The sequence below is a fragment of the Sphingomonas sp. BE138 genome, assembly GCF_031456125.1.
Classification (GTDB): Bacteria; Pseudomonadota; Alphaproteobacteria; order Sphingomonadales; family Sphingomonadaceae; genus Sphingomonas.
This window is the reverse complement of the sequence record NZ_JAVDUC010000002.1, coordinates 350,689-375,248: the sequence shown is the minus strand read 5'-3', so window position 1 is coordinate 375,248 and position 24,560 is coordinate 350,689. Positions and strand designations below refer to the sequence as shown.

Below are 24,560 nucleotides of genomic sequence, written 5' to 3'. Positions count from 1 at the left end.
GCATCAGGGTCAAGGCGGCGTCGTGCCTGATCGTGGGTCGCGGTCGCGGCCGCTCAATCCTCGAACAGCCAGGCGCGCGCCGCCGCCTCGGTATCGAACAGGCGATGGCGATGATCGGACAGCCGCTTTGCCTGCATCCGGTGCAGGGCGCCGGACACCAGCAGCGCGATCTTCTTGGACGGCGAGTCCGGCCGCACCATCCGGCCGAACTCCGCAGCCACCGTCTGTGGCACGACGTTCTTGTGTCGCATGTCGATCAGCGTACGCAGATGCCCGTGGCGCGTGCCGGTCGCGAGCATCTGTCCGAGCGTGGCCGCGACCTCGCGTCCGAACCGCTCGGTAATGTCGACGTTCCAATCGCCGGTCAGCGTCAGCTTCAGGAATTCTCCCGCGGCGTCCGCTTCGATCTTATAGGTCGGCTCCGTCATGGCGGCCTCTATAGCATCGCGGCGCTTTACGAGATGTTGCCGACGGGACGACGTACGATGGATAATGTTCTTTGAGAAGGAAGGCGATCGGATGATCCTGCGCAGCGACGAGATTGTCGACATTCCCGTGCCCGGCGCCGGCGCCATGCGTACCCACCTGTTCCGTCCCGCGGTGGAGGGTCGGTTTCCCGGCGTGCTGCTGTTCTCCGAAATCTACCAGGTCACCGCGCCGATTCGGCGGCTGGCGGCGATGCTGGCTGGTAACGGGCATGTCGTCGCCGTGCCGGAGGTCTATCACGAATACGAACCGGCGGGCGCCACGCTGGGCTATGACCCCGCGGGCACCGACCGCGGCAACACGCTGAAGATCACCAAACCGGTTGCCGCCTTCGACGCCGACGCGAGCGCGGCAATTTCCATGCTCGCCGAGCACCCGGCGTGCACCGGGCGCGTGGCCACGTTCGGCGTGTGCCTGGGCGGGCACCTCGCGCTGCGCGCCGCGCTCGACCCGCGCGTGTCGGCCGCGGCCTGCTTCTACCCGACCGACGTGCATTCGGGGACGCTGGGCGAAGGCCGGGCCGACGACACGCTGGCGCGCCTGTCCGATCTGCGCGCCGAGCTGATGCTGGTGTGGGGACGGCAGGATCCGCACGTGCCGCCCGCCGGACGCGCGACGATCCGCACGCGCCTGGAGGAGGTCGATGCGGCGTACGAGTGGCACGAATGGAACGCGCAACATGCGTTTCTGCGTGACGAAGGGCCGCGCTACGACCCCGCGCTGTTCCTCCAGGCGGTGGCGCTCACCCTGGCCTTTTACCGTCGCACGCTGACATAGGTCGGGAAAACTGTTCTAGATCAATATCTTTTACCGGACGTCTTCAGCATCCTTTGCCCACGCGCCGCGTCTCCCCTCCAGTGGATCGTCGTTCGAACGGTCCCGCCCGGCAGGAGAAACGCCAATGCCCGATGGTGACGAGCTGATCGACGTCCTGGATGCGCGCGTGGAGCGCCGCACCCGGCGGCGGGACTTCTTCAAAACCGCAGTTGCGGGCATGGCGGCCGGGGTCGGCGGCCTCGCACTGACGGGGCGCGCCGCGGCACAGACCGCCACAGCGCCCAGCGACACCGATATCCTCAATTTTGCGCTCAACCTCGAATATCTCGAAGCGCAATTCTACACCTACGCGTTCAGCGGTGCCGGGCTCGCCGCGGACCAGCTGACCGGCACGCAGACGCAAGGTGCGGTCAGCGGCGCGCGCAAGGCGAACCTGACCGACCGGCAGGTCATCCAGTACGCGCGCGAGATCGCGGCGGATGAGGCCGCGCACGTGGCCTCGCTGCGCCGCGCGCTGGGCAGCGCCGCGGTGGCGCAGCCCGCGATCGACCTGTCGCCCACCGTCTTCACCGCCGCCGCCACCGCGGCCGGAGTCGACCTGTCGGCCAGCGGCGGGGTGTTCGATCCCTATGCCAACGACAACAACTTTCTGATCGCGGCCTATATCTTCGAGGATGTGGGCGTAACCGCGTACAAGGGCGGCTCCCCGCTGCTCACCGATCGCGACATCATCGACGCCGCGGCGGGCATTCTGGCCGCCGAGGCGTTCCACGCCGGGATCATCCGCGGCGAGTTGTATCGCCGCGGGGTTGATACGCCGGTGCTGCGGCAGATCGCGGGGCAGATCTCCGACGCCCGCGATCAGCTCGACGGCACCACCGTCAGCGCCGGCCCGCCGCAGCGCGTCGCCGACGACGATCAGGGAATCGCGCCGGTCCAGACCACCTTCGGCACCAGCGCCAACATCGTGCCGACCGACGCCGACGGCATCGTCTTCAGCCGCACGGCCGAGCAGGTGCACAACATCGCCTATCTCACCGCCAATGCGGCGACGTCCGGCGGGTTCTTCCCGGCAGGCACCAACAATCCCAATGCGGCGCTGCGCCGCTCCGGCCAGAATTGAGGAGTGGGGCGATGAAGGACCAGACCGAATTCCTCGACCTGATGGAACGGGCCGAGCATCAGCGCGCCGCGCGGCGCAACTTCATCCGGCTGTGCGGCGGCGCGGCAGCGGCGACCGGCGGGCTGTCGCTCCTTAGCGGCTGCTACGGCGATTACGGCGATCCGGTGCCGGAGCCGAGCCCGACGCCCAGTCCGACGCCGACACCCGCGGTGACCGACGCCGACGTGCTCAACTTCGCGCTACAGCTCGAATATCTGGAGGGGAATTATTACTCCTACGCGGTGTCGGGTCAGGGCATCGCCGCCAATCTGCAGACCGGCGCCGGGCAGCAGGGCGCGGTCGCCACCGGCAGCGGCGACGGCGCGGCACGCGCGGTCACCTTCACCGACGCGGTGGTCGAGCAATATGCGCGCGAGATCGCGTTCGACGAACTCGGGCATATCGGCTTCCTGCGCCGGACGCTGGGCACCGCAGCGGTGGCGCAGCCGGCAATCAACCTGTCGGGCAGCGCCAGCGTGACGATCGGCGGGGCGACGACGGTCGGTGCCTTCACCGCTGCGGCGCGCGCCGCCGGCGTGATCGGGCCGAACGAGATCTTCGACCCGTTCCTCAACGACGAGACGTTCCTGATCGGATCGTACCTGCTGACCGACGTCGGCGTCACCGCCTATCGCGGGTCGGCGCGGCTCATCACCAACAAGACCTTCCTGGAGGCATCGGCCGGCATCCTGGCGACCGAATGCTACCATGACGGCGTGATCCGCGCGGAACTGTGGCGGCGCGGGCTGACGGTGCCCAGCATCTATTCGCGCATCACGCAGATCTCGAACGCGCGTGACGCGCTGGACGGGACCGGCGACACCGATCAGGACATCGGCGACGCGACCACCGCCAACCTGGTGCCGACCGACAGCGGCGGGCTGGTGCTCGGGCGCACCGCGCCGCAGGTGCTGAACGTCGTTTTCCAGAACCGTGCCGCCGTGACCAGCGGCGGGTTCTTCCCCGCCGGGCTGAACGGCACGATCAAGACCAGCGCCGCCAATCCGTGAGGCGACCGGCGGGCGATCGCGAGGTCGCCCGCCATTGTCCGGGCAACAGCGTAGCCGAGCCGATCGGGCACGTCACAGGTGATGCCGAGCGTCGGCGCGACGCCGTAGCTCACCCCATTTGGCCAGAACGGCAGCGGCACATCGCCATAGAGCCGGCAAGCCACGCCGTTGCGCGAGCGGGGTCGCGTCGACGCGTCCGGGTGACCGAGGGCAGCCCGGGAACCGCTGCGCATCTCCGCTATTTTGACAGCATGTTGTCAAATGTTCCTCCCGCCGCCCGATGAACGATGCGTTACCCGAAGCGCGTGCCCTTGCGCTCGCGATCTTCGCCGCCAACGGTCGTCTGGTGAGCGCGGGAAACGCGCTGGTGGAGCATCTCGGCCTCACCAGCGCCTGGTGGCAGGTGCTCGCCGCGCTGCGCTATTGTCCGGTGCCGCTCACGGTCGCTTCGATCGCGCGCAACATGGGGCTGACGCGGCAGGCGGTGCAGCGCATCGTCGACCTGCTCGCGGAGCGTGGCCTGGTGACGCTCACGCGCAATCCGCATCATCAACGCGCCAAACTCGTGGTGCTGACGGATTCCGGCGTCGAAGCGGTCGCGGGTGCCGAGCAGGCCGCCGCCCCGATCGACCGGGCGATCGTCGATCAGATCGGCGCCACGCGCATCCACGACGCCATCGCCACGCTTCAGGCGATGGTCGCCGTCATCTCCGAGCGCCTCGACGAGGCGGGTGCTCCCCTCCCACGGAAAGGACCTTCGTCATGATCCTCATTTCCGGCGCCACCGGCGGCATCGGCGGCGAGATCTGCAGGTTGCTGGCACAAGCGCAGACGCCGTTCCGCGCAATGGTCCGCAGGCCGGCGCAGGTCGACGCGCTTCGCGACAAGGGCATGGATGCGGTGCTCGGCGACTTCGACCGGCCCGAGTCTCTGCCCGCCGCGATGCACGGCGTCGACACGATGTTCCTGATCACGCCGCCTACCCAGCGCCAGTTCGAGCAGGAGATCGCCGCGATCGACGCCGCCGGGCAGGCCGGCGTCCGCCGGATCGTCAAACTGTCGGCGTCCGACGCGAACGTTCGCTCGACCGTGCCTTGGGCGCGGACGCATGCGCGGATCGACCATCACCTGCGCGCATCGGGCATCGCGTGGACGATCCTGAAGCCCACCGCGTTCATGCAGAACTTCCTGTGGTTCAAGGATCCGATCCGGAAGGGGTTCCTGCCGCAGGTCGCGGGCAACGGATCGGTGTCGTGGGTCGACACGCGGGACGTGGCCCGCGTCGCCGCCGCCGTCCTGCGCGAGGACGGTCATGCGCGCGCGACCTATTTCCTCACCGGGCCGGACACCTTCGACATGCAGGCGGCGGCCGAGCGCCTCGGCGAGGTGACCGGGCGCAAGGTGCGATATCTCGACCTGCCGAACCCGTTGTTCGCCGCGCTGCTTCGTGTCACCGGCAATTCGCGCTGGATGACGAAGGGGCTCGTCGTCCAGTTCGCCGACGTGGTCGCCGGTCATCACGACATCGATCCGACGTTCGAGATCGAGCGGCTGACCGGCACGCCGCCGCACGATTTCGCGGCCTTCCTCCGCGACCACCGCGATCAGTTCGTCGGCTCGTTTAAGGGAAAACAGGCGCAGGCGGCATGACGGTGGCGGGCGACGGCGCTGCGCGCGCAGATCGTGGAACGATCATGAGACGGCAGCGGGATGGGAGGAGTGCATAGGCGGGGCCGCGCAGGTCGCGACCCCGGTGGAATCGTCAGCCGGTTTGATGGCGATCCCGGCTTTCCCGTTCAAACGCCCGGCGGATGAAATCCCGGGGCGGCGGCCAGGTGGAGCGCCAGCCCCGCGGCGGACGTCGCCAGCAAGGTCGTGATCACGCCCGCGCGGGTCTGGAAGATCGCATAGGCGGCGCCCAGCGCCAGGACCAACGCGGCCGGATCGATGCTGGTCGGCACCGGCGCGTCGAACCGCAGCGGGCCGGCCGCGACCGCGACGGTCGCGCGGAACAGCGTGTGCAGCGCGAACCACACCGCAAGGTTGAGCACGACGCCGACGACCGCCGCGGTGATGGCGGAGAGCGCGCCGGCGACCGCGACGTTGCCGCGAAGCCGTTCGATGAAGGGAGCGCCCAGGAAGATCCACAGGAAGCACGGCACGAACGTCACCCATGTCGCCAGCAGCCCGCCCAGCGTGCCGGCGACCAGCGGCGACAGCGCGCCGGGATCGCGATAGGCGCCCAGAAAACCGACGAATTGCAGGACCATGATGAGCGGCCCCGGCGTCGTCTCCGCCATGCCGAGCCCGTCCAGCATTTCCTTGGGCGCCAGCCAGCCATAGTTCTCGACCGCCTGCTGCGCGACATAGGCCAGGACGGCATAGGCGCCCCCGAACGTCACCATCGCCATTGTCGAGAAGAAGGTGGCGATGCGGGTGAACACGTCGTCGGCCCCGAATGCGATCAGCAACGCCGCGACCGGCACGAGCCAGAGCGCGAGCCAGACCAGCGCGGTGCGGACCGTTTCGGCCCATGTCGGGCGCGCATGGGCGGGCAGTTCTTCGCCGAGCAACGTGTCCGCATCGGCCACGAGCGGGCCTTTGGCCGATCCGTGGCCGCCGCCGCGGAAGGCGGTGCTGCCCTGCCGGGCCGTCCACCAGCCGATCAGCCCGGCCCCCAGCACGATCAACGGAAACGGCGCGCCGGCGAAGAAGATCAGCACGAAGGAGAGCGCCGCCAGCGCGCGGGCGGGCAGGGTCGTGAGCGCCCGTCCGCCGATCCGCACCACGGCCTGGAGGACGACCGCCAGCACCGCGCATTTCAGCCCGAAGAACAACGCCGCGACGATGCCGACGCGCCCGTAGAGCACATACACCCAGCTGAGCGCCATGATCGCCGCTGCGCCCGGAAGCACGAACAGCACGCCGGCGACGATGCCGCCCCGGGTCCGGTGCATCAGCCAGCCGATATAGGTGGCCAGCTGCTGCGCCTCCGGGCCGGGCAGCACCATGCAATAATTGAGGGCGTGCAGGAATCGCTGCTCCCCGATCCAGCGCTTCTCGTCGACCAGGATGCGGTGCATGACCGCGATCTGCCCGGCCGGGCCCCCGAACGACAGCATCGCGATGCGTAGCCAGACCCAGAACGCCTGGCGAAGCGTGACCGGCGCAGGACGCACCGGGATCGCGCTATCGGTGGCAACGGCGGTCATGCCGACACCGTCCGGCGCGTCGGCTGATGCGACGACCAGTCGTGCCGCTCGCCCTGCGCGTCGCGGCACCAGCGATACAGCGCGTCGTACACCGCCATCCCCGCCTCGAGTTGGACGTGGTCGTCGCTGTGAAGGCGCGACAGGCCGAGGGAGATGGCGAGCAGACCGGCGGCCTCGGGGACGAGGTCGACCCGGTCGGTGTCGGCGCCCCGCACGATCGTCGCCAGGCGCATCAGCGGTTCGTGCGCATCCAGCCCGAACGTCTCCACCATCACGTCGAACGTGCACCGCTCGCCACGGTGGGTCCAGAACACACGCTCGTCCGCGATGTCGAACGGTTCGGCCTGCTGCTGCGCGGCGACGGTCAGCACCTTGCCGGGGGCGACGAACAGGAACCGCGCGTCGGGATCGACGAAGCGCCGGATCAGCCAGGGGCAGGCGATACGATCGACCTTCGGGCGTGCGCGCGTGACCCACCAGGTCCGGCCGTCCTCGTGCCGCGACGGCAGGTGCGTGAGCGATACGGTGGGCAGGGCGGCGGCCGTCCATGCGGCGAACCCGCCCTCCAGCACCTCGGCGGGCACGCCCTCGCTGCGCAGGATCGCTGCCGCGGCGACGGCGGAACCGTTGCCGTCGGCATCCACGATCACGACCGACGATCCGGCGGGGTGGGCCCATCGCGTCGGGTCGGATCGAACCGGAAACAGCGAGCCCGGAACGACGTCCGCCGGCGCGTCGCGCAGGTCGAAGATGCGCGGCGCGCCGGGCGACGCGATCAGGCGAGCGAGTTTGTCGGGTGCTATGGCGTTTGGCGCAGGCATGATGCGTCCCTTGCGTGGTCGTGCTGGACGCGATTCGCTAGCTGACGCCTCATGGGGTAATCGCGGTCCCCATCGCCCAAATCAGCCACGCTCGCTGCGCCTTGTCAACCGGCAATACGGACATTCCTTCCATGGCCGCCGATCGGGGGCGGGGAGGAATCTGCTTGGACGACAGTAACATAGCGCGGGGAGGTAGCGCTTCGTTAATCATGAACCCCTACCGTCGCGCAGGAAAGGAATTGCCGTGGATCTGGATCGAACGATCGCCGAGGCGGCACGCCGGTCGGGCGAGCTCGGGATCAGGACGCTGGACCTGCAAGCCGACATCTCGGAACTGGCCACCCGCGTGACCGCGCAGGTCGGAACCATCGAGACGGTCGGGGTGCAGACCAACGGGCTCGCCAGCGATGCCGAGAACGTCGCGGTCGCCGCGCAGGAGGCGCTCGGCGCCACTACGGACGCGCACGGCCTGCTGGCGAATTCGCAGAAGCAGATCGAGACGGCGATGGGCGACGTGCTCGACCTGATCGGTCAGGTCAGCCTGATCCACGACAGCCTGGGCGCGTTCACGGCGGCACTCGAGGATGTCGGGCGGGTGACGGCGTTGATCGACGCCGTCGCCAAGCAGACCAACCTGCTCGCGCTGAACGCCACGATCGAGGCCGCGCGCGCCGGCAGCGCGGGGCGCGGCTTCGCGGTGGTCGCGGGCGAGGTCAAGAAGCTGGCGTCCGAGACCGCATCGGCGACATCGCGGATCAACACCTCCATCGACACGCTCACCTCGCAGGCGGAGGCGATGCTGGGGCGCGTGAACCTTGGCGTCTCCAAGGCGCGTTCGACCCACCAGGGCACGCAGGACGTCAAGGCGCGCGTGGCGCAGATCCGGCTGCTGATGGAAGGGCTGGAGCGCAACAGCGGCACCGTTGCCCATCGCATCGCGTCGATGGTGCTGGCCGCCGCGGAGGTGAAGAACGGACTGGGCCGTCTGGCCGAGACGTCCGCCGACAACGCCAGCGGCCTGCAGCGCCTGTCGACGCGCGTCACGTCGGTGAGCGACGATACGAACGACCTGTTGCAGATGCTGGCCGAAAGCGACGCGGACATGCCGGACCGCCGCTACATCCGCTTCGCGGTGGAGGCGGCGCGTCAGGTATCTGCCGGGCTGGCGACCGCGGTCAGGAACGGGGAGCTTGCCGAAACCGTCATCCTGAGCGATGCCTACGCCCCGGTCGAGGGCTCGGACCCGCCGCTCTTCACGCATCCGGCGATGGCGTTGCTGACCACGCTGGCGCGACCGCATCAGGAAGCCGCACGGCCACTTCCGGGCTTTTTCGGGATGAGCTTCACCGATCGTCGATGCTTCGGCGCCGTGGCCATGCCCGAGCGGTCGCTGCCGCAGCGCCCGGGCGAGAGGGCGTGGAACGTCGAGCACTCCCGCGCGGGCGTGTTCTTCCATCTTCCGGAGACCGCCCAGCAGGTGAAGATCACCAAGCCGTTCTGCCTGAAGGCGTACCGCCGACCGCTCGCGGATGGCGGCGTCGTCCTGCTGAAGCAGGTCATCGCGTCGATCAACGTCAACGGCGCCCATTGGGGCGTGCTTCAGCTGGCCTACCGCGATCAGGGATAGCGCAAGCTGGCGGGCCGCGCCGGGGCACCGTCGCTATTGCGAGAGGACTGCGGCGGCCCGCGCGGGGCCGCCCGCGCGTCACGCCGCGCGGGCGAGCGCGGCGGTCCTGGGAGCGCCGGGGGTCGCGACGTCGAAGCGCGTGATCTGATCCTCCAGCGCCCCGGCCTGTGCCTCCAGCTTGCGGGTCACCGCCGTCACTTCCTGCACCATTGCCGCATTCTGCTGCGTCGTGCCGTCGATCTGCGCCAGCGCCACGTCGATCTGGCGCAGGCCGGTCGCCTGTTCGGAGGCGGCGTCCGCCATCTCGGCGACCTGCGTCTCGATCGCGCCGATCCGCGCGGTGATCCGCTCCAGCGCGCCGCCCGTTGCGTTGACGAGCCGTACGCCCGTCTCGACCTGCTGGCCGCTGAGCACCACGCGCTGGCGCACGTCGGTGGCGGCATCCGAGCAGCGGCCCGCCAGCGCGCGGACTTCGCTGGCCACGACGGCGAAGCCCTTGCCCGCCTCGCCGGCGCGCGCGGCCTCGACACCGGCGTTGAGCGCGAGCAGGTTGGTCTGGAAGGCGATGCCGTCGATCACCGCGATGATCTCGGCAATCTCCGTGGAGGCCTGCTCCAGCCGGCCCATCGCGGCGACCGCATCGCGGACCACCGTCGCCCCGGCCTGCGCCTCGTGGTGGACGTCATGCATGGCGGACTGCGCCGCGGCGGCGCCGACCGCCGCCTGTTTGACGGTATCCGCGATCGCACTCAACGCCGCGGCGGTCTCCTCGAGGCTCGCCGCCTGCTGCTCGGTGCGGCACGACAGGTCGTCGGACGCGTGGCTGAGTTCCGCGGTATAACGGTAGACGCTCTGGCTGGCGGCGCCGATCCCGACCATGGCATCGTGGATCGCCGCCAGCGCGCGGTCGAAGTCGTGCGCCAGCGCGGCATAGCCGGGCGGCAAGCTGGCGCCCAGCCGCTGCGTCAGCCGCCCTTGCGCCAGCGCGGCGAGCTGGCGGGCGAGCGTGTCGACGACCTGCCGTTGCTCGGCATCGGCGCGCGCCTTCGCCTCGCCGGCTCCGCGGAAGACCGACAAGGCGGTCGCCATCGCGCCGATCTCGTCACGGCGCCCGATGCCGGGTATCGCGACGTCGAGCCGGCCCCCGGCAAGCTCGGTCATCGCGCCGCGCATCTCGCCGAGCGGGCGGAACATGCGGCGCGTCATCGCCAGACACGCCAGCGCGATGCCGAGCGTCATCAGCACGGCGACGATCGCGATGCCGCGCTGCACCTGGTGCATGCCGGCCAGGAAGTCGGCGGCGGGGATGCCGACATAGAGGATGCCGACGACATGGCCGCCCGCATCCTTGATCGGATCATAGGCGGTGAAATAATTGGTGCCGAGGATGTCGGCGCGACCGCGATAGCTCCTGCCGTCGCGCAAGACGGCTTGCCGCACCGCGTCGCTGGTCAGCTTCGTGCCGATCGCACGGCTGCCGTCCGGGTTCTTGACGTTGGTGGCGATGCGGGTGTCGTCGCGGAAGATCGTCGCGGTGCCGCCGACGAGCTGCTTGACGCGGTCCACCGCCGCATCGTCGCCGTTCAGGACGCGGCCGTCGATCAGCAGCCGGTCGCCATCCACGCTCGCGGGTGCGTTCCGGCGCCCGATGATGCTCCACGCCACGCGCATGTTCGCTTCCTGCCGCTCGGTCGCGCTCCGCTCGGCGTTGATCGCCAGCACGGTGGCGGTGACCGCGGCGGTGACGAGCGACAGGATGCTGAGTGCGAGGACGATCAGCCATGTCACCTTGGCAGACAGGCTCAACCTGCCGATCCTTGCTGCCGCACGACCCATCTTTCGTTTCCACCTATGTTGTTCATCACGCCGCGCAAGAGCGGCCCGGCCGCGTCCTGATGAACAAAAAGCGTGAAAATATAACAACTAAGATAGATTGGTGCGCAGGCGTGGCTCAGGCGCTCTTTGTCAGAACGAAGGCAATGAGGAAGCCGACCACGGCGATCAGCCCCGAATAGTCGTGGGTCGCCTCGGTCGCTTCGGGGATCATGGTGTCGACCAGCATGGCGAGGATGGCGCCGGCCGCCACCGCGGTGACGCCGGCGATCAGGTCGGGACTGCTGCCCGCGAGCGCCACGTTGCCGATCATCGCGGCGACCGCCGAGGCGACCGCGATCCCGCCCCACACGCCGAAGACATAGGCGGGCGATCGCCCCGCGGCTTTCATGCCGGCGGCGCTCGACAGGCCCTCGGGCACGTTCGACAGGAAGACGGCGGCGACGGTCACCGCGCTGACGCCGGCCCCGCTCAGCAGGCTGACGCCGATCACCACCGATTCCGGAATGCCGTCGAGCAGCGCACCGATCGCGATCGCCGCGCCGGAATCGCTGTCCGCATTGGGCTGACGCTCGTGCGGGTTGGAGCCCGACCGCTTCCGGTGCTTCGCGCCGCGACGGGACACGATGATGTTGGCGGCGGTGTAGACGACCGCACCGCCGAGAAAGCCGGTCGCGGTCGAATCGAACCCGCCCTGCCGGAACGCCTCGTCCATCAGGTCGAACGCGACCGCGGAGATCAGCACGCCCGCGCCGATCGCCATGATCGAGGCGATCAGGCGCTGGGGCAGGGTGGCGAACCAGGCGATGGCGGCGCCCAGGACCAGCGCCGATCCCCCCACCAGACCCCAGAAGCCCGCCGCCCATAGTCCCGACATGCTGCCTCCCGTCTGTCAGTCCGGGCGCCCGTTTCGCGCCGGATGGTTCCTAGATCTCGTCCTTGACCTGCGCATGCGCCAGCAGCGCGAACAGCCCGGTGCCGCCGATGATGTTGCCCGCCAGTGCCGGCAGCAGAAAGCCCGTCGCTACCCAGCCCGGACCGACATCGCCATGCCACAGCAGCAGGAACGCCTCCGCCGCACCAGCGATCACATGCGCGAAACCGCCGAGTGCGATGGCGTAGGTCACCGCGAAGACGGTCGAAAAGCCGCTTCCTTCGATCGCCGAGCGGATCCACGCGATCGACGCGATCAGGAACCCGGCGGGAATCGCCTGCAGCAACGTCGCGGCGGCGTCGCGCTCCGCCAGCTTCCGCGCCACCGCCAGCATGCCGGTCAGCACGTCGGCGGATTGCACCGGTCCGAAGACGGCCAGCGCCGCGATTGCCGCCGTGCCGACGATATTGGCGACGAACACCGTTCCCCACAGCCGCGCCAGCCGCCCTGCGCCGCGCAGGCTGGGTCGCCGCACCACCGGGAGCACCGCGACCGACGTATGTTCGGTGAACAGCTGCAATCGGCCAAGGACCACGATCAGGAATCCGAACGGATAGCCGAGCGCGATCACCGCTTCCGACCATCGCGCGGCGGGCAGGTAATGGTGCAGCGCGCCGCTCACCCACACCGATGCCATGATCGCGATCCCGGCCGCGAGCCCCGACCAGAACAGCGACGACAACGGCCGGTCCAGTTCCTCCTCGCCCTGTTCCGCCACGGCGGCGTGAACGACGCGCGCCGGGGGAGCGCTCCGTTCCTCGGCCTCTTGTTGCTCGGCTGCGCTGTCGTCGGCGTTCACTGGCGTCCCCTCTCGCCCGCCTCAACGCCGCGCGGCGCGATATGACGCATCGCCCGGATTGGATTGGTGCGCCCGCTCTCCCATATCGCGATGAACATCAGCGAGTTACGACCGCACTCGCTCAAGGAACCGCCATGGTCCTGCCCTTGTTGATCGCCGCTGCCTCGCCCGTGCAGTGCACACCCGCCGACTATCTCTGCAATCTCGGCCGGTCGCCGACCTATAGCGAGCAGGAAGCGGGCCGGATGGCGGCGCAGCGGCTCGACGCGGAGCGCGTGCTGATCGAGCGGCAGGCAGCCGCCACGACTGCGGCGGCGAACAGCCAGGCCGAGGCGACGCGGATGCTGCCCAGGCGGGTCGAGGACCTGTCCGTGTCGGGCCGGTGCCGCGAGGCGGCGGAGGCGGCGATGAACGGCGGCGACGTGGCCCTTGCGCAGCAGACCCGCGCTTCTTGTCGCTGACGGCGTCAACGAGGTTCCGGTGCGCCTCGCACGCGACGCCTCTACGACCCCGATCGCATTGACTGTCGTGACATGGGAGCGATACCTTCCGTCCTGAAAGACAACGGGTTGGGGAGAGACATGCGCAAGGCCTGGCGGATGCCGCGTGCCGGGGCGGCACGATGATCGATCGTCGCGACACACTGGCGGCGATGGTCGCCGCTTTCGGGGCGAGCGTCTTCGCCCCGCTCGCACGCGCCGCCGCCTATCGGCCGGACCCTGTCATCAACACCGGCGCGCCCGCACCCGTGTTCACCCCGGCGCAGCGCGCGCTGGTCGCGGCGCTCAGCGAACGCGTGATCCCCACCACCGATACGCCCGGCGCGATCGCTGCCGGCGTCCCGGCCTATATCGAGCATATGCTGGGCGACTGGGCGATCGACGACGATCGCGCCACGATCCTGGGCGGATTGGCTGCGATCGACGCGCGCAGCACCGCCGACTACCGCGTCCCCGCCGCCCGCGCCACGCCCGAACAGCAGGACGCGCTGCTGACGCTGGCGATGAACGACAAGCTGCCCGGCGCCGCAGGTTTCTTCCCCGCGTTCAAGCAGCTGGTGCTCACCGGCTATTACACGTCGGAAGTCGGGATTACGCAGGAGCGGCATTACCTGCCCGTGCCCGGCGACTATGACGGCGCCTATCCGTACGCGAAGGTCAAGCGGATCTTCTCCGCGTGACCCCGTGGTCGCTAGCGCGCGCGACCTTCTGTCTCGACACTCGATCCGGCGGACTTTCCCATCATGGCAGCAACTGATCGCTTCGACGCCATTGTCATCGGCTCCGGCGTAAGCGGCGGCTGGGCCGCCAAGGAGCTCACCGAGAAGGGACTGCGCGTCCTGATGGTCGACCGCGGGCGGATGGTCGAGCATGGCGAGGACTATCCGTTCGACGGCAAGTCGGCGTTCGACATTCCCGCGCGCGACCGGATGCCCGCCGCGCTGGCCAAGCGCGACTATTTCGCGCTGAACGGCTGGGTATCGCCATCGACGCAGCCCTTCTTCATCAACGACCGGCTCAATCCGTACGACTATGACGCGCCCAACAAGTTCAACTGGGTGCGGCCGGCGGTGGTCGGGGGCAAGTCGCTGACCTGGGGGCGGTGGAGCTTCCGCTGGGCGCCGGCCGATTTCGAGGCGAACAAGCGCGAAGGCGTCGGCGTCGACTGGCCGATCCGCTACGACGACGTGGCGCCCTGGTACAGCTATGTCGAGAAATACATCGGCGTGTCGGGCGGGCGCGAGAACCTCGACTATCTGCCCGACAGCGAGTTCATGCCGCCGTTCCCGATGAACGTCGCGGAGGAATGGCTGAAGGGGCGGCTGGAGAGTGAGTTTCCGGGCCGCAAGCTGATCAACGCGCGATTGAGCAACATCACCGAAGACAAGCCCGAACAGAACCGCAGCCGCTGCCAGAAGCGCGCCCAATGTCATCGCGGGTGCAGTTTTGGGGCCTATTTTTCGACCCAGTCCGTCACCCTGCCGGCCGCACGCGCGACCGGGCGGCTCACGTTGCGCTCCGACACCTGGGTCACCAACCTCGAATACGACCCCGCCAGGAAGCGCGTCACCGGCGTGCGGATGGTCGACGCCAACACCGGCGTGGCAGAGGTCGTGTCGGCGCGCATGGTGTTTTTGTGCGCGTCGGCAATGAGTTCGCTCCACATCCTGCTCAATTCGCGCGCGCCGGACAGCGAGCGGAGCTGGTTCCATTCGAACGGTGCGCTGGGCAGCGCGGTGATGGATCACATCTTCCGCGTCGGCGTGTCGGGCGACATCCCCGGCATGACCGACCTGGTTGAATACGGCCGCCGTCCGGGCGGCGTCTATGTGCCTCGTTTTCGTAACCTTTCGTCCGAGGAACTGCCGTTCAAGCGCGGTTACGGCTATCAGGGCGGGGCGAGCCGCCAGCCGGCGATGGTCGAGGGGTTCGGTGCCGACATGAAGCACGGGATGCGCGAATATGGTCCCTGGCGGTTCCAGATGGGCGCGTTCGGTGAATGCCTGCCGTATGACGACAATCGCGTCATGCTGAACTTCAACAAGCAGGATCGCTTCGGCACGCCGCTGCTGCGCTTCGATGTCACGTTCCGCGACAACGAGATCCGAATGATGGACGATGCTTTGGAACAGGGGCAGCTGATGCTGCGCCGAGCCGGGCTGACCAACGTCAAAGGTAGCCGCGGCAAGCATGTACCGGGCGAGGCGATCCACGAAATGGGCGGTGCACGGATGGGGCGCGATCCGACCACGTCGGTGCTCAACGGCTGGAACCAGGCGCATGACGCGGCGAACCTGTTCGTCACCGACGGTGCGCAGATGGCGTCGGTGTCGTGCGTCAATCCGTCGCTGACCTTCATGGCGATGACCGCGCGCGCCGCCGACCATGCCGTGAAGCAGATGCAGGCGGGCGTGATCTGATCGCTTTCCCGGCTGGCTGCGCGGGGGTAAGCAGGTGCATGGGTGCTTTCGATGACTCCGCCGACGCCGAACTGGGCGCGGCCTGCAACCGGCTCGCGGCGTGGGTCGAGCCGCTGCCGGCCGGGGTGGTGATCGATCCCGCCTCGGGGCTGAGCGAGAGCGATCTCGCGCTGATCCTGCGCCATCTGTATGCGATGCGCGGCGATGGTGGCGTCGCGCCGCGAGCGGGTCGGGCGTCGGTGCCGCTGACGGCGCGCGACGCGTGACCGACGCGCGGAACGGGCCGGCGACCGAAAAGCAGAAGATGCTGGCCGGCCAGCCCTACCACGCCGGCGATCCCGAACTGATCGCGGATCATCAGGACGCTCTCGCGTGGATGGAGCGCTACAATGCCGCCGGCGCGCGCTCTGCGGACGAACGACGCGCGATCCTTGCCGAACGGCTGGGCGCGGTCGGGGCGGGGGCGGTGATCCGGCCGCCGTTCCACTGCGACTACGGCTATAATATCCGCCTCGGCGACGGCGTCTTTCTCAACTACGGCTGCATCATCCTTGATGTCGTCGCGGTGACGATCGGTGCGGGGACGCAGATCGGGCCGGGCGTGCAGATCCTGACCGCCGACCATCCCCGTGATCCCGTCGAGCGCGCGACCGGGGCCGAATGGGGGCGACCGATCGCGATCGGGCGCAACGTGTGGATCGGCGGCGGAGCGCTGATCCTGCCCGGCGTGGCGATCGGCGACGATGCGATCGTGGGTGCAGGCAGTGTGGTGACGCGCGACGTGCGCGCCGGCGCGACCGTTGCCGGCAACCCGGCACGCGAGCGGTAGCGCATCGCCGCTGCGGGAAGGTCAATTTCCCACTGGGAAGGGCCTCCCGGCGGCGAAGCCGATCATAGCCTTGATGCTTTCTTAGCTGGACACTGCGTTGGCTCGGTGAATGCCGGACGGCCGTTCAAGCGCTATCAGCATCCCAGCGGTATCGAGGCCGACGTCGCGAGATGTCCAAAGCACAACGGCCCCGCATCGCTGCGAGGCCGTTGGAGAATTTGGTGGACGCACTTGGGCTCGAACCAAGGACCCGCTGATTAAGAGTCAGCTGCTCTACCAACTGAGCTATGCGTCCATCCGATCAGGGTGGAAGCGCCTCCGAAGAGCCGCCCCGCGATCGGGAAGCGCGCCTCTAACAGCGCTTTCGGGATTCGCAAACCCCTTTTTTCATTTTTTCACCACCGCGCGCGTGACCGTAGCGAGATGGAGCGGTCGATGCCCATCAGAATGCCGAGGGAGATCAGCACCGTCATCTGTGCGGAGCCACCAAAGCTGACCAGCGGCAGCGGTATACCGACCACCGGCGCCAGCCCCATGACCATCATCAGATTGATTGCCATGTAGAAAAAGATCGTGGTGGCAAGGCCGGCGGCGGCGAGTTTGGCGAAGCGGTCTTCGGCGCGGACGCCGACGTTCACCCCCCAGCGGATGACGAGCAGAAAGGCGATGATGAGAAACGCGCCGCCCGCCAATCCCCATTCCTCCGCCATCGTTGCGAAGACAAAATCGGTATGTCCCTCAGGCAGATAGTCGAGATGGCTTTGCGTGCCCTGCAGGAAGCCCTTGCCGAACAGCCCGCCCGATCCGATCGCGATCTTCGACTGGCTGATGTGGTAGCCGGTACCCAGCGGGTCGCTTTCGGGATCAAGAAAGATCAGCACGCGGTGGCGCTGGTACTCGTGCAGCACGTAATTTACCGCCAACGGAATCGCCAGGGCCGCGCCCAGTGCACCGCCGACGAACAATCGTAGCGGAATCCCGGCCAGAAACATCACGGTCGCGCCGCCGGCACAGATCATCAGCCCGGTGCCGAGATCGGGTTGCATCATCACGATCAGCGCCGGCATTCCGATCAGCAAGGCGGCAGGCCACACCGCCTGGAAGCGGCGCGTCTCCGCGGCGGGCAGCATGTCGTAGAAGCGCGCGAGCGCGAGCACGATCGCCAGCTTCATCATCTCGGACGGCTGGATCCGCGCCGGGCCGTAGCCCAGCCAGCGCTGACTGCCGCCGCGCACCGCGCCGAGCAGTTCGACCATGACGAGCAGCACCAGGAAGATGCCGTAGATCCAGAAGGCGTAGCGTTTCCACCAGTCGAGCGGCACGCGCGACAAGGCGACCGCGCCGACCATGAACACCGCGAAGCGCAGCCCCTGCGGAATGACCCACGGGCGGATGCTGCCGCCTGCCGCGGAATAGAGCACGACCAGGCCGAACGCGCCGATCGCGGTGACGAGCAGCAGCATGCGCCACGGCAGCCGCGTGAGCGGGGCGGGGACGAAGCCGCTCATCGCGGGCCGCCGGTCGCCGGAACCGTGCCGTCCGGGGCGGGCAGGCGCCGCTCGCCGTCGCCATCGGGTTCGGGCGAGCCGGTGCGCGCCGGCCCGTCGCCGGCGGCGACGTCGCGCGCGGTCGCTTCCGCGCTGGCGTTCGAGGCGTCCGTGGCCGCCGCGACCGCGGGCGAGCCGGAGGCGGGAACGTCCTCCTCGTCGACGGTCGGCGGGGCGGGAGCGTGCGCGGCGCGATAGGCGGCGCGCTCGGCGGCCATGCGCGTCGCGATGTCGCCGCCCCAGGTCGGCTCGACCTCGGCCAGGCTCTTCATCGCGCGTTCGCGGTCGAACAGATAGGTCATGATGTCGCGGCCGATCATCGGGGTGTCGAGGTTGCGCACGGTATGGCCGTTATGCTCCAGCACGATCGCAGCGGCGTAGCGCGGATTGTCATAGGGGGCGAAGCAGACGAACAGCGCGTGGTCGCGCAGCTTGAAGGGCAATTGCCCGTTCGACAGCACGCCCGAGCGCCGCTCCGCCATCGTGATCCGACGCACCTGCGCGGTGCCGGTCTTGGCGGCGATCGCGACGCCGGGCACCTGCATCCGCGCCGCGCCGCCGGTGCCGCCGCCGTTCACGACGCCGTTCATCGCCTCGCGGATCAGGCGGAAATGCTCGGGGTCGATCGGCAGCGGCTCGGCATGCGGCTTGAACGGATCGCGGATGATCGTCGGCACGAGGTTGCGGCCCGAGGCGAGCCGGCTGGCCATCACCGCCAGTTGCAGCGGGTTGGCAAGCACATAGCCCTGGCCGATCGAGGCGTTGAGCGAGTCGGCGACCTTCCAGTCGGTATGATATTTGCGCTGCTTCCACGCGCTGTCGGGAACGGTGCCGTAGCGCTGGGTGGCGAACGGCAGGTTGAACTTCTCCCCGAGCCCGAGCGCGCGTGCGACCGGCGCGATCTTATCGTAGCCGACGCGGCGCACCATTTCGTAGAAATAGATGTCGCAGCTCTGCATGATCGCGTTCTTGAGATCGAGCGGGCCGTGGCCATGCCGCTTGTGGCAATGGAACACGCCGTTGCCGACGCGCATCGCGCCCGAACAGAACACGCGCTCGTCGGGGCTGATTCCCGCCGCGAGCAGCGCGAGGCCGTTCATCGGCTTCACGGTCGACCCCGGCGGGTAGAGGCCCTGCGTCACCTTGTTCATCAAGGGTACGTGATCGTCGGCGCTCAGCATCTTCCATTCGAGCTGGCTGATGCCCTCGGAAAAGCTGTTCGGGTCGTAGGCGGGCATCGACACCATTGCCAGCATCTCGCCGCTCCGACAGTCGAAGACGACCGCCGAACCCGAGTTGGTGCCCAGCCGCCGCGCGGCATATTCCTGAAGCCCGGCGTCGATCGTCAGGCGCAGCGTCCGGCCCGGCACGTCGGGGCGGGTGGCGAGTTCCCTCACCAGCTTGCCACGCGCGGTCACCTCGACACGCTTCGCGCCCGCGGTGCCGCGCAACAGCGGCTCCATGGTCTTTTCCAGTCCGTCCTTGCCGAGCTTGAACCCGGGCGTGACGTAGAGCGGATCGCGGGTCTTCTTGTATTGCTCGGCGGTGGCGGCGCCGACGTACCCGATCAGATGCGCGACGGCGGCGCCGGCCGGATAGTGGCGCGCGAAACCGCGCGTCGGCTGGACGCCGGGCAGCTCGGGCTGGCGGACCTGCACCGCGGCGAAGCGATCCCAATCGATGTTCTCGGCGATTTCGACCGGGCGGAAGCCGGGCGAGTGTTCGAGTTGCAGGCGGATGCGCGCGAGATCCTCGTCGGTGAGCGAGAGGAGGCTGCGCAATTGCGCCAGCACCCGCTCGGGATCCTCGAGCCGGTCGGGGATCACGTCGACGCGGAAATCGGTGCGGTTGCTCGCGATCGGCTGCCCGTTGCGGTCGACGATCCAGCCGCGGCGCGGCGGGATCATCGTCATGCTGACGCGGTTGCTTTCGGCGAGGAGATTGTAATGCTCGTTCTGCGCGACCGCGAGATAGCCCATCCGCCCGATCAGCAGCCCGCCGAGCCCGAACTGCCCGGCACCCAGAAGCCAGGCGCGACGCGAGAAACTGTAGCTCTGCGCCGCCTCGGTCATGATCCTGGGCGCGCGCGGCCTCATGGCGCGCGCCTCAGGTCGATCCACGCGACGAGCCGCGCGGCGGCGGGGAAGAGCAGGACGGACACCATTATCTGGATCAATAGCACGCTATCGACATGGGCACCCAGCGGCGTCGCCGCCAGTCGTCCGCCCGCCAGGACCAGCGCGATCGCCAGCGCGGCGATCGCCCAGCTCTGCACGAAGTCGCGCACGCCCGAACGCGCGTCGATGGCCTCGACCAGGAAATAGGCGAGCGTCCACAGCAGCATGGCGCTGCCGATCGGTTGGCCCGACACCAGATCGTCGAACAGCCCGAGCAGGGCGGGCGCCCAGACGCGCAGCGACAAAGGTGCGAGCAGCCGCCACGACAGCATCAGCAGCAGCCCGAACGGCGGGAGCAGCGGCAGGGTCGCGCCCCACGGCAGGACCGTGACCAGCGACCCCGCGAGCACGGTCGTCCAGGGCAACAGGCGGGCGCGCCGCGCGGTGAGCGGTTCCTCGAAGGCGGGGCGGGCGGGAAGCGTCACGGATCGGGAGTGGCGGTCGGCGAAGGGGAGGGCGCCGGGGTCGGCGTGGGTGCCGGTGGCGGAGGGGGCATGAACGCACGATGGACGATGGCATAGTCGAGCACGTCGGGGCGCGCGAACGGCCGGGCGGGCGCGCTCTCGGTACCGCCGCGCAGCACGCGCGCGACGGGCACGCCGGGAACGAAGATGCCGCCGGTGCCCGAGGTCACGAAGATGTCGCCGGGGCGGAACTGGCCGTCGGTGGTGTCGATGGTGCGGATGTCGAGCAGGCCGTCGCCGCGCCCGGCCGCCAGCGCGGGGCGATTGTCGCGGGTGCGGCGGACCGGCACCACGCTTTCGGCGTCGGTGACGAGCAGCACGCGCGCGGTGTTGGGGCCGGCGTAGAGGACGCGTCCGATCAGTCCCTCCGGGCCGCTGACCGGCTGACCGTCCGCCACGCCCTGCCAGCTGCCGGCGTCGAGCAGGCCGTAGCGGCGGGTACTCGACGCGCTGGTGCTGACGATGCGGGCGGTGGTGACGACCTGCGGTCCGCGATCGCGCAGGCCCAGCAGCGCGCGCAGCCGGACGTTCTCCAGCCGCGCCTGTCGCCCGACCAGCAGCGCGCCGCGCGCGCGCGCCAGACGCGCGCGCAGCTCGGCATTCTCGTCATGAACGCGCCACCAGGTGCCGATCGCCTCCGGCACGCTGGCGACCGCGCGCACCGCCACGCCCGCGGCGGAGGCGACGGGCGCGGTGGCCTCCGCGACGGCGGCCTGCGCCACCTGGAAGGCGGCGGGACGGAAGGTCGACAGCGCAAGCAGCACCGCCCCGACCACCGCGCCGGCGATCCCCAGCACGTAGGTGACGAACAGTCCGTATTGCGCGCGCCGCGAAAAGCCGGGGCGCCGATCCCGCGACGGCGCCATTGCCGTCACCTCCCGCGTTCAGATGAGAATGTATCGCCGCATGTGATGAAGATGCTGTTCGAGGACGTGTCGGATCAGCTGTTCTGGAGCACCGCGCGGAACATCGGGTCCTCCAGCGCGCGGCCGGTGCCGATCGCGACGCAGATCAGCGGATCGTCCGCGACCGTCACCGGCAGCCCGGTCTCGTCGCGCAGCACCTCGTCCAGCCCCTGGAGCAGCGCACCGCCGCCGGTCAGCACGATGCCCTGGTCCACGATGTCGGCGGCCAGTTCGGGGGCGGTGTTCTCCAGCGCGATGCGCACGCCGTCGACGATCGTCGCGACCGGCTCGCTGACCGCCTCGGCAATCTGCGCCTGGTTGATCTGGATTTCCTTGGGGACGCCGTTGACGAGGTCGCGGCCCTTGATGTGGACGGTCTTGCCGATGCCGTCGACCGGCGGCTTGGCGCAGCCCAGCTCCTGCTTGATCCGCTCGGCGGTCGATTCGCCGATCAGCAGATTGTGGTTGCGGCGCACGTAGCTGACGATCGCGTCGTCCATCTTGTCGCCGCCGACGCGTACCGAGGTGGTATAGGCCAGACCGCGCAGGGAGAGCACCGCGACCTCGGTGGTGCCGCCGCCGATGTCGACGACCATGCTGCCCACCGGCTCGGTCACCGGCATGTCGGCGCCGATCGCGGCGGCCATCGGCTCCTCGATCAGATACACCGCGCTCGCCCCGGCATTCTGCGCGGCGTCGCGGATCGCGCGGCGCTCCACCTTGGTCGAGCCGGAGGGGACGCAGATCACGATCTCCGGCCAGCGCATGAAGCGCCGGCGGCCGTGCACCTTCTCGATGAAATACTTGATCATCTGCTCGGCGACGTCGATGTCGGCGATGACGCCGTCGCGAAGCGGGCGGATCGCCTCGATCGAGCCGGGCGTCTTGCCCATCATCAGCTTGGCGTCGTTGCCGACCGCCTTTACGCGCTTCACCCCGTTGATCGTCTCGACCGCCACCACCGACGGCTCGTTGAGCACGATCCCCCGGCCGCGCACATAGACCACCGTGTTCGCGGTGCCGAGATCGATCGCCATGTCGTGCGAGGTCATCTTGAACAGGCGCGAGAATACCATTGACGTTGTCGTCCGTGTTTGTGTCGCCGGAAAGGGGGCGCCGGCAGTGATCGTCCAAGTCCGCGCATCCCGCAGGAATCATGCTGGCGATGGTTGACTGCGGGGTCGCGGGATGGCGCGGCTTGGGCTAGGTGCCCCCTTGTGTCAATACGCCGTCTCCCCTCGCATCTGGTCAACCGTATCGCCGCCGGTGAAGTGGTGGAAAGACCGGCCAGCGCGTTGAAGGAGCTGGTCGAGAATGCGATCGATTCGGGCGCCATGCGGATCGCGGTGGTGCTGGCGGCAGGGGGCGTCGAGCGGATCGAGGTGGCCGACGACGGCTGCGGCATGGCGCCGGACGAGATCGCGCTGGCGCTGGAACGGCACGCGACCTCCAAGCTGCCGGACGAGGACATCGACCGGGTCGCGACCCTGGGGTTCCGCGGCGAGGCGCTGCCGTCGATCGCGTCGGTCGCGCGGCTGACGATCGAGAGCCGGCCGGCGGGCGCCGAAGGCTGGGCGCGGACCGTCGACAACGGCGTGCTGGAGCGCGATGGCCCCGCCGCGCTGCCGCCGGGGACGCGGGTGGTGGCGGAGGCGCTGTTCGCGCACGTGCCGGCGCGGCGCAAGTTCCTGCGCTCGGCGCGGTCCGAATATGCGGCGTGTCTCGACGTGGTGCGGCGGCTCGCGATGGCGCGGCCCGATATCGCCTTCTCGGTCGAGCATGACGGGCGGCGAACGCTGTCGGTCGCCGCCGCCGAGGGGCGGCCGGCGCGGGTCGCGGCGCTGACCGACCGCGCGCTGGCCGACAATTCGGTCGCGATCGACCTGGCGCGCGATGGGCATGTGCTTGGCGGGGTGGCGGGGCTGCCGACCTTCCACCGCGGGGTGGCGGACCACCAGTATCTGTTCGTCAACGGGCGGCCAGTGCGCGACCGGCTGCTGATCGGCGCGATCCGCGGGGCCTATGCCGAGATGATGCCGCGCGACCGGCATGCGGTGGTCGCGCTGTTCCTCGACGTGCCGCCGAGCGAGGTCGACGTGAATGTCCACCCGGCCAAGACCGAGGTGCGCTTCCGCGACCCGGCGCTGGTGCGCGGCATGATCGTGTCGGGGCTGCGCCGCGCGCTGGATGCGGCGGGGCACCGCGTGGCGCATGGCGCGCCGGCGGAACTCGCTGCTCTGTGGCAGGGGGGTGGACCAAGCCCGATCGCCGCGGGGGAAGGGGTTGGAGTCCCACCGAGCGATCCGTATGCGGCGGCCCCTCACCCAACCCTCTCCCCCACGGGGAGAGGGCCAGGCGTCCAGGACCAGCGTCCTACGTTTTTCTCCGCGCCCCCGGCAGCGCGGGCCGTGCCCGACTGGACCCCGCCGCCGGCGCGCACCGACTTCCCGCTCGGCGTCGCGCGCGGGCAGGTGGCGAAGACCTATATCGTCGCCGAGGCCGAGGACGGGGTGGTGCTGGTCGACCAGCATGCCGCGCACGAACGGCTGGTGCTCGAGCGGATGCGCGCCGCGTTGGCCGGCGGGCGCGTCGCGGCGCAGGCCTTGCTGATCCCCGAGGTGGTCGAACTCGACGAGCCCGCGTGCGACCGGCTGGAGGCGCGCGCGGCCGAACTGGCGGAGTTCGGGCTGGAGCTGGAGCGGTTCGGCGCGCGCGCGATGCTGGTCCGCGCGACCCCCGCGCTGCTGGGGAGCGGCGATCCGAAGGGGCTGGTCACCGACCTGGCCGACGAACTCGCGGCCTATGACGAGGCGTTGTCGCTGCGCGAGCGGCTGGAGGCGATTGCGGGGACGATGGCATGCCACGGATCGGTGCGCGCCGGGCGCGTGCTGTCGGCGGCGGAGATGAACGCGCTGCTGCGGGAAATGGAGGCGACGCCGCACTCCGGCCAGTGCAACCATGGGCGCCCGACATGGGTGAAGCTCGATATGAAGACCGTCGCCAAGTTGTTCGGGCGGTCGTGATCGACGGAGAAGCTGGCGCCCGCGGGCTGGCGGA

23 protein-coding genes and 1 tRNA gene are annotated in these 24,560 nt (G+C 69.3%); 12 read left to right on the top strand and 12 right to left on the bottom strand.

All coding sequences use genetic code 11. From position 1 onward, the window contains the following. Window positions 1-53: 53 nt before the first annotated feature. Window positions 54-428, bottom strand: a complete 375-nt coding sequence (locus J2Y58_RS04665) for a hypothetical protein (protein ID WP_310099345.1) — start codon at window positions 426-428, stop codon at window positions 54-56. A gap of 91 nt (window positions 429-519) precedes the next feature. Between J2Y58_RS04665 and J2Y58_RS04660 the strand changes: the two genes are divergently transcribed. The 5 genes from J2Y58_RS04660 (at window position 520) to J2Y58_RS04640 (ending at window position 5,085) form a co-directional block, all read left to right on the top strand. Continuing rightward, a complete protein-coding gene (locus J2Y58_RS04660; RefSeq protein WP_310099343.1) occupies window positions 520-1,263 on the top strand; it encodes a dienelactone hydrolase family protein in 744 nt (247 codons plus the stop codon). Window positions 1,264-1,387: 124 nt separating this feature from the next. Continuing rightward, a complete protein-coding gene (locus J2Y58_RS04655; RefSeq protein WP_310099340.1) occupies window positions 1,388-2,386 on the top strand; it encodes a ferritin-like domain-containing protein in 999 nt (332 codons plus the stop codon). Window positions 2,387-2,397: 11 nt separating this feature from the next. Then, the gene (locus J2Y58_RS04650) at window positions 2,398-3,435 is read left to right on the top strand and encodes a ferritin-like domain-containing protein (RefSeq protein ID WP_310099338.1); all 1,038 of its coding nucleotides are present in this window, start codon (window positions 2,398-2,400) and stop codon (window positions 3,433-3,435) included. Between the two features lie 280 nt (window positions 3,436-3,715). Continuing rightward, complete coding sequence (locus J2Y58_RS04645; RefSeq protein ID WP_310099335.1) at window positions 3,716-4,201, top strand: helix-turn-helix domain-containing protein; 486 nt, start codon at window positions 3,716-3,718, stop codon at window positions 4,199-4,201. Then, on the top strand, window positions 4,198-5,085 hold the full coding sequence (locus J2Y58_RS04640) for an SDR family oxidoreductase (protein ID WP_310099333.1): 888 nt from the start codon (window positions 4,198-4,200) through the stop codon (window positions 5,083-5,085). The genes J2Y58_RS04645 and J2Y58_RS04640 overlap by 4 nt, the downstream gene beginning before the upstream one ends. A gap of 146 nt (window positions 5,086-5,231) precedes the next feature. Here the strand turns inward: J2Y58_RS04640 and chrA are convergent, their stop codons facing one another. Both chrA and J2Y58_RS04630 read right to left on the bottom strand, forming a co-directional pair. Next, on the bottom strand, window positions 5,232-6,647 hold the full coding sequence (gene chrA, locus J2Y58_RS04635) for a chromate efflux transporter (RefSeq protein ID WP_310099329.1): 1,416 nt from the start codon (window positions 6,645-6,647) through the stop codon (window positions 5,232-5,234). After that, on the bottom strand, window positions 6,644-7,468 hold the full coding sequence (locus J2Y58_RS04630) for a sulfurtransferase/chromate resistance protein (protein ID WP_310099325.1): 825 nt from the start codon (window positions 7,466-7,468) through the stop codon (window positions 6,644-6,646). Before J2Y58_RS04630 ends, chrA begins: the two co-directional genes overlap by 4 nt. Before the next feature lie 244 nt (window positions 7,469-7,712). Between J2Y58_RS04630 and J2Y58_RS04625 the strand changes: the two genes are divergently transcribed. After that, window positions 7,713-9,095 (top strand): methyl-accepting chemotaxis protein, encoded by a 1,383-nt coding sequence (locus tag J2Y58_RS04625; protein WP_310099323.1) that lies wholly within the window; start codon window positions 7,713-7,715, stop codon window positions 9,093-9,095. 78 nt (window positions 9,096-9,173) lie between these two features. On the opposite strand, the gene J2Y58_RS04620 is transcribed toward J2Y58_RS04625, so the two are convergent. From J2Y58_RS04620 to J2Y58_RS04610, 3 genes are all read right to left on the bottom strand, one after another. Continuing rightward, a complete protein-coding gene (locus tag J2Y58_RS04620; protein WP_310099321.1) occupies window positions 9,174-10,901 on the bottom strand; it encodes a methyl-accepting chemotaxis protein in 1,728 nt (575 codons plus the stop codon). Between the two features lie 145 nt (window positions 10,902-11,046). After that, a complete protein-coding gene (locus J2Y58_RS04615) occupies window positions 11,047-11,805 on the bottom strand; it encodes a ZIP family zinc transporter (RefSeq protein ID WP_310099318.1) in 759 nt (252 codons plus the stop codon). A 49-nt stretch (window positions 11,806-11,854) separates the two neighbouring features. After that, complete coding sequence (locus J2Y58_RS04610; RefSeq protein ID WP_310099316.1) at window positions 11,855-12,661, bottom strand: formate/nitrite transporter family protein; 807 nt, start codon at window positions 12,659-12,661, stop codon at window positions 11,855-11,857. 134 nt (window positions 12,662-12,795) lie between these two features. On the opposite strand from J2Y58_RS04610, the gene J2Y58_RS04605 reads away from it, so the two are divergent. The 5 genes from J2Y58_RS04605 to J2Y58_RS04585 all read left to right on the top strand — a co-directional run bounded on the left by J2Y58_RS04605 (window position 12,796) and on the right by J2Y58_RS04585 (window position 16,410). Next, window positions 12,796-13,122, top strand: a complete 327-nt coding sequence (locus J2Y58_RS04605; RefSeq protein ID WP_310099313.1) for a hypothetical protein — start codon at window positions 12,796-12,798, stop codon at window positions 13,120-13,122. 161 nt (window positions 13,123-13,283) lie between these two features. Continuing rightward, a complete protein-coding gene (locus J2Y58_RS04600) occupies window positions 13,284-13,841 on the top strand; it encodes a gluconate 2-dehydrogenase subunit 3 family protein (protein ID WP_310099310.1) in 558 nt (185 codons plus the stop codon). A gap of 63 nt (window positions 13,842-13,904) precedes the next feature. Next, the gene (locus J2Y58_RS04595) at window positions 13,905-15,581 is read left to right on the top strand and encodes a GMC family oxidoreductase (RefSeq protein ID WP_310099307.1); all 1,677 of its coding nucleotides are present in this window, start codon (window positions 13,905-13,907) and stop codon (window positions 15,579-15,581) included. A 38-nt stretch (window positions 15,582-15,619) separates the two neighbouring features. Further along, window positions 15,620-15,847: a hypothetical protein gene (locus tag J2Y58_RS04590; protein WP_310099304.1), complete on the top strand. Its 228-nt coding sequence runs from the start codon at window positions 15,620-15,622 to the stop codon at window positions 15,845-15,847. After that, window positions 15,844-16,410, top strand: a complete 567-nt coding sequence (locus tag J2Y58_RS04585; protein WP_310099301.1) for a sugar O-acetyltransferase — start codon at window positions 15,844-15,846, stop codon at window positions 16,408-16,410. The genes J2Y58_RS04590 and J2Y58_RS04585 overlap by 4 nt, the downstream gene beginning before the upstream one ends. Window positions 16,411-16,629: 219 nt before the next feature. On the opposite strand, the gene J2Y58_RS04580 is transcribed toward J2Y58_RS04585, so the two are convergent. The 6 genes from J2Y58_RS04580 to J2Y58_RS04555 all read right to left on the bottom strand — a co-directional run bounded on the left by J2Y58_RS04580 (window position 16,630) and on the right by J2Y58_RS04555 (window position 22,579). Further along, window positions 16,630-16,705: transfer RNA gene (locus tag J2Y58_RS04580), tRNA-Lys, on the bottom strand. 100 nt (window positions 16,706-16,805) lie between these two features. Then, window positions 16,806-17,918 (bottom strand): rod shape-determining protein RodA, encoded by a 1,113-nt coding sequence (gene rodA, locus J2Y58_RS04575; RefSeq protein WP_310099298.1) that lies wholly within the window; start codon window positions 17,916-17,918, stop codon window positions 16,806-16,808. Further along, entirely contained in the window at window positions 17,915-20,053 is a 2,139-nt protein-coding gene (gene mrdA, locus J2Y58_RS04570) for a penicillin-binding protein 2 (RefSeq protein WP_310099296.1), read from the bottom strand. Before mrdA ends, rodA begins: the two co-directional genes overlap by 4 nt. Then, entirely contained in the window at window positions 20,050-20,559 is a 510-nt protein-coding gene (gene mreD, locus J2Y58_RS04565; protein ID WP_310099293.1) for a rod shape-determining protein MreD, read from the bottom strand. The genes mrdA and mreD overlap by 4 nt, the downstream gene beginning before the upstream one ends. Next, a complete protein-coding gene (gene mreC / locus J2Y58_RS04560; protein ID WP_310099291.1) occupies window positions 20,556-21,464 on the bottom strand; it encodes a rod shape-determining protein MreC in 909 nt (302 codons plus the stop codon). Before mreC ends, mreD begins: the two co-directional genes overlap by 4 nt. 74 nt (window positions 21,465-21,538) lie before the next feature. Then, window positions 21,539-22,579, bottom strand: a complete 1,041-nt coding sequence (locus J2Y58_RS04555) for a rod shape-determining protein (protein ID WP_310099287.1) — start codon at window positions 22,577-22,579, stop codon at window positions 21,539-21,541. 141 nt (window positions 22,580-22,720) lie between these two features. Between J2Y58_RS04555 and mutL the strand changes: the two genes are divergently transcribed. Then, window positions 22,721-24,526 carry a DNA mismatch repair endonuclease MutL gene (mutL, locus tag J2Y58_RS04550; protein WP_310099285.1) on the top strand — a complete coding sequence of 602 codons (1,806 nt, stop codon included), beginning with the start codon at window positions 22,721-22,723 and terminating at the stop codon, window positions 24,524-24,526. Window positions 24,527-24,560 lie beyond the last annotated feature (34 nt).

Coding starts and splice junctions, on each gene's coding strand:
- J2Y58_RS04665 (WP_310099345.1), bottom strand. CDS start 428: ATGACGGAGCCGACCTATAAGATCGAAGCGGACGCCGCGGGAGAATTC.
- J2Y58_RS04660 (WP_310099343.1), top strand. CDS start 520: ATGATCCTGCGCAGCGACGAGATTGTCGACATTCCCGTGCCCGGCGCC.
- J2Y58_RS04655 (WP_310099340.1), top strand. CDS start 1,388: ATGCCCGATGGTGACGAGCTGATCGACGTCCTGGATGCGCGCGTGGAG.
- J2Y58_RS04650 (WP_310099338.1), top strand. CDS start 2,398: ATGAAGGACCAGACCGAATTCCTCGACCTGATGGAACGGGCCGAGCAT.
- J2Y58_RS04645 (WP_310099335.1), top strand. CDS start 3,716: ATGAACGATGCGTTACCCGAAGCGCGTGCCCTTGCGCTCGCGATCTTC.
- J2Y58_RS04640 (WP_310099333.1), top strand. CDS start 4,198: ATGATCCTCATTTCCGGCGCCACCGGCGGCATCGGCGGCGAGATCTGC.
- chrA (WP_310099329.1), bottom strand. CDS start 6,647: ATGACCGCCGTTGCCACCGATAGCGCGATCCCGGTGCGTCCTGCGCCG.
- J2Y58_RS04630 (WP_310099325.1), bottom strand. CDS start 7,468: ATGCCTGCGCCAAACGCCATAGCACCCGACAAACTCGCTCGCCTGATC.
- J2Y58_RS04615 (WP_310099318.1), bottom strand. CDS start 11,805: ATGTCGGGACTATGGGCGGCGGGCTTCTGGGGTCTGGTGGGGGGATCG.
- J2Y58_RS04605 (WP_310099313.1), top strand. CDS start 12,796: ATGGTCCTGCCCTTGTTGATCGCCGCTGCCTCGCCCGTGCAGTGCACA.
- J2Y58_RS04600 (WP_310099310.1), top strand. CDS start 13,284: ATGATCGATCGTCGCGACACACTGGCGGCGATGGTCGCCGCTTTCGGG.
- J2Y58_RS04595 (WP_310099307.1), top strand. CDS start 13,905: ATGGCAGCAACTGATCGCTTCGACGCCATTGTCATCGGCTCCGGCGTA.
- J2Y58_RS04590 (WP_310099304.1), top strand. CDS start 15,620: ATGGGTGCTTTCGATGACTCCGCCGACGCCGAACTGGGCGCGGCCTGC.
- rodA (WP_310099298.1), bottom strand. CDS start 17,918: ATGAGCGGCTTCGTCCCCGCCCCGCTCACGCGGCTGCCGTGGCGCATG.
- mrdA (WP_310099296.1), bottom strand. CDS start 20,053: ATGAGGCCGCGCGCGCCCAGGATCATGACCGAGGCGGCGCAGAGCTAC.
- mreC (WP_310099291.1), bottom strand. CDS start 21,464: ATGGCGCCGTCGCGGGATCGGCGCCCCGGCTTTTCGCGGCGCGCGCAA.
- J2Y58_RS04555 (WP_310099287.1), bottom strand. CDS start 22,579: ATGGTATTCTCGCGCCTGTTCAAGATGACCTCGCACGACATGGCGATC.